This window comes from Methylobacterium sp. JK268, assembly GCF_054052225.1.
Genome location: NZ_JBSVZN010000041.1, coordinates 68,616 through 75,372 on the forward strand (window position 1 = coordinate 68,616; position 6,757 = coordinate 75,372).

8 protein-coding genes are annotated in these 6,757 nt (G+C 73.4%); 4 read left to right on the forward strand and 4 right to left on the reverse strand.

All coding sequences use genetic code 11. The features are described from left to right. Window positions 1–2 precede the first annotated feature (2 nt). The gene (locus ACW9J6_RS30920) at window positions 3–197 is read right to left on the reverse strand and encodes a hypothetical protein (RefSeq protein ID WP_457120154.1); all 195 of its coding nucleotides are present in this window, start codon (window positions 195–197) and stop codon (window positions 3–5) included. 333 nt (window positions 198–530) lie between these two features. Between ACW9J6_RS30920 and ACW9J6_RS30925 the strand changes: the two genes are divergently transcribed. Together ACW9J6_RS30925 and ACW9J6_RS30930 are read left to right on the forward strand one after the other, a co-directional pair. Further along, entirely contained in the window at window positions 531–971 is a 441-nt protein-coding gene (locus ACW9J6_RS30925) for a YeeE/YedE family protein (protein ID WP_457120155.1), read from the forward strand. After that, a complete protein-coding gene (locus tag ACW9J6_RS30930; RefSeq protein ID WP_457120156.1) occupies window positions 968–1,438 on the forward strand; it encodes a DUF6691 family protein in 471 nt (156 codons plus the stop codon). Before ACW9J6_RS30925 ends, ACW9J6_RS30930 begins: the two co-directional genes overlap by 4 nt. A gap of 15 nt (window positions 1,439–1,453) precedes the next feature. On the opposite strand, the gene ACW9J6_RS30935 is transcribed toward ACW9J6_RS30930, so the two are convergent. Further along, entirely contained in the window at window positions 1,454–1,912 is a 459-nt protein-coding gene (locus ACW9J6_RS30935) for a nuclear transport factor 2 family protein (protein ID WP_457120157.1), read from the reverse strand. Window positions 1,913–2,185: 273 nt separating this feature from the next. Beyond that, window positions 2,186–3,235 (reverse strand): selenide, water dikinase SelD, encoded by a 1,050-nt coding sequence (selD, locus tag ACW9J6_RS30940; RefSeq protein ID WP_457120158.1) that lies wholly within the window; start codon window positions 3,233–3,235, stop codon window positions 2,186–2,188. 443 nt (window positions 3,236–3,678) lie between these two features. Between selD and ACW9J6_RS30945 the strand changes: the two genes are divergently transcribed. Then, window positions 3,679–4,035 carry a phasin family protein gene (locus ACW9J6_RS30945; RefSeq protein ID WP_457120159.1) on the forward strand — a complete coding sequence of 119 codons (357 nt, stop codon included), beginning with the start codon at window positions 3,679–3,681 and terminating at the stop codon, window positions 4,033–4,035. Window positions 4,036–4,220: 185 nt separating this feature from the next. After that, a complete protein-coding gene (locus ACW9J6_RS30950; protein WP_457120160.1) occupies window positions 4,221–5,528 on the forward strand; it encodes a pilus assembly protein TadG-related protein in 1,308 nt (435 codons plus the stop codon). Window positions 5,529–5,559: 31 nt separating this feature from the next. On the opposite strand, the gene ACW9J6_RS30955 is transcribed toward ACW9J6_RS30950, so the two are convergent. Further along, window positions 5,560–6,757 (reverse strand): autotransporter outer membrane beta-barrel domain-containing protein (locus ACW9J6_RS30955; protein ID WP_457120161.1); only part of this gene is annotated, 1,198 nt, incomplete at its 5' end.

The following is a 6,757-nucleotide window of genomic DNA, read 5'->3' on the forward strand; positions in this document are numbered from 1 at the left end:
CGTCAATCCGCCACGCGCCGGAACAGGGCCGAGACGTAGCCGCGCAGCAATTCGTGCCCGTCGAACTGGACGTCGAGGGCGAGGAGCCCGTCCGACACCACCTGGATGCCGACCACCTCGCCGGTGGCGTGGCGCCAGATGCCGAGCGTCTCGGCAACGTCGAGCCTCGCGAACACGACCTGATCTCCTGGAACCATGAAACGCCTCCGAGCACCGCGCCGCCGCCGCCCCTCGCGGGGCGTCGGCGGCGATTCGAAACCGGGTCCCCCGACGGTCCGGCGGCGGCCCGCTCGCCGGACCGTGCGCCGCAACCTTCTCCCTGGAGGCCGTTTGACAGATGAACCCTTCTTATTCGCAGCGAATACGAAGAATAAATCTCTCGAACATCCCGAACCACCGGTCGAGTATGGAGCCTCGTCTCAGGTTTTACAAGCGACACCGACAGAACAGATGGGCGCGCGGGCGATCGGAGGGAGAATCGACTTTGCGGGCAACGGCCGGTGTCGTAAGGATCGAGGGGAGGCGGGCGCATGCGGGACGATGGCGCGATGCAGACGAGTTCCTTCCTGGCCCCTCTGGCGGGGGGCGTGCTGATCGGCCTCTCGGTGGCGCTGCTCCTGATCCTCGACGGCCGCGTCGCCGGGATCAGCGGCCTCGTGGCGGGCCTCACGCGGGAGCGGGGGGAGCGGTTCGTCGTCAACGCCGCCTTCGTGGCGGGGCTGATGCTCGGGCCGCCCGCCTTCGCGGCGCTCGCCGGCGCCTGGCCGGCGATGCGGGTCGAGGCCTCGCTGCCGGTGCTCGCCGGGGCGGGGCTGCTCGTCGGGTTCGGGACGCGGCTCGGCTCGGGCTGCACCAGCGGGCACGGCGTGGCGGGCCTCGCCCGGCTCTCGCCGCGCTCACTCGCCGCCGTCCTCACCTTCCTGGCGAGCGGCATGGCGACGGTGGCGCTGATGCGGGGGCTCGGCGCATGAGCGGGCTCACGCGCGGCGCGGTCCTGCGGGCGGGGGCGGCGCTGCTGTCCGGCCTGCTCTTCGGGCTCGGCCTGTCCCTGTCGGGGATGCTCGATCCGGCCCGGGTGCGCGGCTTCCTCGACGTGACCGGCGCCTGGGATCCGCGCCTGATCGCGGTGCTCGGCGGCGCCGTGACGGTGGCGTTCCTGGGCGAGCGGGTCCGGCGGCGCCTGCCGCGCCCGCTCCTTGCCGCCCGGTTCGACCTGCCGACGCGGCGGCGCATCAACGGGCCGCTGCTCGCCGGCGCGGCCCTGTTCGGCATCGGCTGGGGCCTGTCGGGCTTCTGCCCGGGACCGGCGGTCGCCGCCCTCTCGACCGGGGCGGTGCCGGCCGCGGTCTTCGTCCTCGCGATGCTGGCCGGCATGGCGGCCCACGCCGCCTGGGAGCGCCGTCGGCCGGAACCGGACGGCGCGCGCCGTCCGGCCTGATCCGCCGGAACCGGTTCAGCCGCGCCCCTCCGGCGCGGCGGGGACCGGCAGGGCCGGGGCGAGCAACCTCACGCCGTACCAGCCCCAATAGACCCGGTGCCGGACGATCGCCCCGTCCTCGATCTCCATCATCTCCATCAGGTCGACCTGCTCGCCCCGGGGCGTCGCGCGGGGATATTCCCAGGCGAGGTGGCGGCCCTCGGCGAGGGCGAGGCCGGTCCGGAACCACTCCGCGAGGTCCGCGGGGAAGCGCGCGAGGGCATCCTCGAGGAAGCGGAGGATCACCGCCCGGCCGACGACGAGGCCGGTCCCGCGCGCCGGATAGACCGCGAGGGCGAGCGGCGTCTCCAGCACGGCCTCCTCGGCGTAGAGCGCCGCCGTGCCGGCGAGGTCCCGGCGGCGCACGGTCTCGTGCCACGTCTCGAAGATGCGGCGGGCGTCGGGCGTGAGGGATGGCGACAAGGATGGCGACATGGGTCCTCCGGCGCAGGGACGGCGCCGGAACGTCCTACGGCCGGGCGGAGGCGGGATGCTTCGGCCGCGGCCGAAGCGGGACGGCGCGCCCGAGGCCGGCGCCCACCGCGCACGACGCCCCGGTGCGGCGGAGCCGCCGAGGCGCTGCGCGACCATGAGCTCGACCGGGTGGCCGGCGGGTCGCAACCGACGAGCGCCGGCCGGGTGACCCTCACGCCGTTCGGTGTCACCCGGGTGGTCGACCGGACGCCGCCCCGAGGCGCGCCCGGCGCCTCACGCCTCGACGCGCAGGGCCGCCGGCCCCGCCTCGGCGCGCCCGATGATCGCCGCCTCCGGATGGCCCGCCGCGCGGACCCGGGCCAGGATGGTCTGCGCCGCCTCGGCCGCGCAGGCGACGAGGAGGCCGCCCGACGTCTGCGGGTCGGTGAGGAGGTGGCGCCGCCAGTCCGGGAACCCCTCCGGCAGCGCGGCCTCGGCCCCGAAGGCCGCCCAGTTGCGGTGCGAGGCGCCGGTGACGAAGCCCTCCCGGGCCAGGGCCTCGGCTTGGGCCAGCAGCGGCACCGCCCCGGCCTCGACCACCACCGTCAGCCCGGCGCCGCGGGCGAGTTCGAGCCCGTGGCCGACGATCCCGAAGCCGGTGACGTCCGTCATGGCGTGCACGGCCGGCTCGCCCGCCAGGTCCATCCCCACCCGGTTGAGGCGCGTCGTCGTGGCGACGAACTCCGCGTAGCCCTCCGGCCCGAGCCCGTCCCGCTTGATCGCCGAGGAGTAGATGCCGACCCCGATCGGCTTCGTGAGGATGAGCCGGTCGCCCGGCCTCGCGTCGCGGTTGCGGCGCACCTGCTCGCGGCGGCAGGTGCCGATCACCGCGAGCCCGTAGATCGGCTCGGCCGCGTCGATGGAATGGCCGCCCGCCACCGGGATCCCGGCCTCGGCGCAGAGGCTGGCGCCGCCCTCCAGGATGGCCCCGATGGTCTCCGGCGGGATCTTGCCCACCGGCATGCCGAGGATGGCCAGCGCGAAGAGCGGCCGCCCGCCCATCGCGTACACGTCCGAGATCGCGTTCGTGGCGGCGATCCGCCCGAAATCGCGGGGGTCGTCGACCATCGGCGTGAAGAAGTCCGTGGTGGCGACGAGGCAGGTGCCGTCGTCGAGCGCCCAGATGGCGGCGTCGTCCGCGGTCTCGGTGCCGACGAGGAGCCGCTCGAAGGGCCCCGCCGCCGGCTGCCGCGCCAGCAGGCCGCGCAGGATCGCCGGATCGAGCTTGCAGCCGCAGCCGCCCCCGTGGGCGAGGGCGGTGAGGCGGACGGGGTGATCTTTCATGGCTCCTCCTGGCGGGCCGCCCCTGGCGGAGAGCGGCGCGCCCGGCGGATGTGGGGCGCGGGCGCCGGAACGTCGACCGGACATGCCCTCCCGGCGCGGCTCCGCGAGGTCTAAGCGGATGATCGGCCTTGCTGGGGACGGCGAGGCGTGGGGCGGCGGGGCGCGCGGCCGGGGGCGGCTCAGCGCACGCGGCGGATCCAGAGGCGCTCGACGCGCGGGTGCATGGCGGCGACGACGGCGATGCCGCCGGCGGCGGCGGAGAGCATGACGATGAGTTCAGACATGCGCCGCGGTTAGGCGGATTCGCCCCGCGCCGGCCATGCGGCGGCCTGCCGCGAGACGATTCGGCCCGGCGGCCGATCTCGGGCGCCTTCCATTGACCTTCGTCAATGACGGCGCGCCCCGAGCGGGTGGCAATCTCCGCACCAGCCGTGGAGGCCGTCATGGCATTCGAACAGACGAGCACGGACACCGCCCAGGGTACGAGCCAGGGACCGAACCCAGCCTCCGCCGCGAAGGCGGCTCAGGGCCTCTTCGACGGCGCCCAGGCCTGGAAGGCCTTCGGGTTCGATCTCCCGATGCGGCTGTCCGCCGAGATGCTGGCCTTCGCGGGCCGGCGCCTGCAGGCCCAGGCGGAGCACGTGGCGGCCCTCGGCCGCTGCACCACGGCGGTGGAGGCGGTGAAGCTTCAGACGGCCTTCGCGGCCCGGACCCTCGCGGAGTATCAGCGCGAGGCCGGAACCCTCTCGCAAGGACTCGTCGAGACCGCCGCGCCGCATTCCGTCCCGAAGGCGGCCTGAACGGATCGCGCGCGGGCCTAACCCGGCAGGCCGGCCGGCGGCCCGCCCCCTGCGGGGCAGGCGTGCCCGCTCTCAGGACGAACGGGTTAATCCACCAGACAACGAATCCTCACACATCGGTTTTACCCGAAGGTAAGATCATCATGTGAAGCATTCCGGCACCCTCTTCGAAGGTGTCGCCGGCCGTGACCAGTTTTCGGATTTCGAATGCCCCAGCGCGCCTGCGGCACCACCTCGCCCGCCTGGGGACGTCCCGCCATGGCGTGGTGGCGGAGGCGGTCGGCATCTGCTTCGTCATGATCTGCCTCCTGCTCGGGGCCGCGGTCGATTACTCGCGCATGCAGCAGGACCGGATCACCCTGAACGCCGCCATGGACGCGGCGGTGATCGCCGCCGTGCAGGCGATGAAGACTGCGGACACGCAGGGCCTGACCGACGCGCAGAGCATCCTGGCCGGCCAGACGGCGGGCAGTTTGGTCTTCACCTCCTTCGATCCCCCGACCATCGCGCGGACCGGGGCGACCGGCAGCTTCGCGGTCACGATCAACGGACGGAACGTCTCGGTGACCGGCAGCTTCACCGCCAGCACGGCGACGACGGTGATGAATCTCGCCCTCACCCGGAAGATCCCGTTCAACGGGACCTCGACGGCGAGCCTGACCCTGTCGCCCTACGTCGACGTCTACCTGCTGATCGACGTGTCCGGCTCGATGGCGATCGGCGCGACGCAGGCGGACATCAACGCCCTCCTGTCCGGCATCGGCTGCGCCTTCGCCTGCCACGACGGCTCGCCCGTCAACGGCACGTCGATGGATTCCTATCAGTGGGCCCGGGCCAACGGCATCACGCTCCGCCTTCAGGAGATGAACACCGGCATCCAGCAATTCGTCACCTGGCTCCAGAACCAGCCGAACTTCGCCAAGCACGTGCGCATCGCGATCTACTCCTTCAGCACCGGCCTCACCAAGGTCCTCGACCCGACGAGCAACCTCGCGTCGGTGAGCGCCAACCTGCCCCAGGCGCCGAGCACGTCGGGCGAGTCCGACGGCGCCACGCTCTGGAGCACGATCATGCCGCAAGTCACGCCCCTCGTCGGCACGAGCGGCGACGGCGTGACCACGCCGAAGAAGCTGGTCATCGTGGCCTCGGACGGCGTCGCCGATCCCGGCCGGTTCTGGACCTACCTGACCCAGTACCGGGCGAACGTCGCCCCCTTCGACCCGCAGCAATGCAGCGGGCTCAAGGGCGCGGGCGTCTCGGTGGGCGTCATCTACACGCCCTACCTGCCGATGACCTGGGACTGGGGCTACAACGCCACGCTCGGCCAGCCGAGTCAGATCGGGGGCGCCGGCACCCGCCTCGACGACATCCCGGGGCAGCTCACCGCCTGCGCGTCGACCGGGCTCTACGTCGACGCGTCGAAATCCGGATCGATCGGGCAGGCGATGCAGCAGGTCTTCCAGAGCTTCTCCCAGCTCAAGATCACGAACTAGGCCGGGGTGCGGTGCCGCGGGCCGGCCCGCGTCAGAAGCGGTACGTGAAGCTGCCCTTGACCGCGTGGTCCTCGGCCCGCGACCCGACCTGGCCCGTATAGGCGATGCCCAGCGTCGCCCGCGCCGAGATCTGCAGGTCCAGACCCACCTCCGCCACCAGAGCGTCCCGCGAGATCGGGATCCCCGCCGTGATGAAGCTCGGGCCCGTCGAGAAGGCGAGCAGCGCCGTCGGCACCACGTCCCCGAACGCCCGCCGGTAGCCCAGCAGCCCGTGCAGCGCCACCGGAGCGCCCAGGCCCAGGTCGAAGCTGGTCTGCGCCCGCACGCCCGCCGTCAGCGTCGGGATCTCCGACGTCCGCGACGCGCCCCGCAGCGCCGCGAGCCCGCCCGTCTCCGCGAACCGGTCCCGGTCGATGCCCACATAGGCCCCGCCCACGAAGGGCTCGATGTAGGACAGGGCCACCGGCGCCGGCGCCACCGGGTCCTTGCTCACCAGCGCCGGGGCGCCACCGAACACGACCTTGTAGCCGATCTCGCCGAAGCCCTGGATCGTCGAACCGCCGTAGCGGGCGGTCTCGGTCTCGGCCACGCCCGGGACGATCACGGCGCGGCGCGTGCGCAGGCTGTCACCCGCATAGACCGCGCCCAGCCGCAGCGCGAACGGACCCGCCTCGGTGCCGCCGTAGACGCCGCCGTAGCCGCTCTCGATCGTGCCCGACTGCACCCGGCCGGGCGTGTCGAGGTTGGTCGACGCGTAGCCGCCGGCCACGCCGAGCTTGATCCCGTTCTCCAGCCGCACATCCGCGCCGAGCACGAAGCCCGCCGTGTCGCGGCTGATGCTGACCGCGTTGCCGTTCGCGACGGCGGAGCCGTCGCCGCGGGCGTCGCCGAAGGCGCCGAAGCCCTGGCCCCAGAGCGCGAAGACCTGCGGGTCGAGCACCCGCACCGGCACCGGCGCCACCGGCGCCGCGCGGCCGGGCAGGTCGGCCGTGTAGGTGGCCGGCAGGCTGCCATAGTCGCGCAGGCCCGAGCCGCCCCAGCGCAGGCGGTCGAGGATCGCCTCGCGCACGAAGAAGGCGGTCTCGTAGGCGCTCGACACCGCGCTGGCGTGGACGTCGCCGGTGGTGGCCTGGAAGGCGGTGATGGCCTCGGGCGTGGTCAGCCCGACCGTGCGGTCGAAGATCGCCGTGCCGGCGCCGCTGGCCTGGATGGCGGTGGCGACGGCGGCC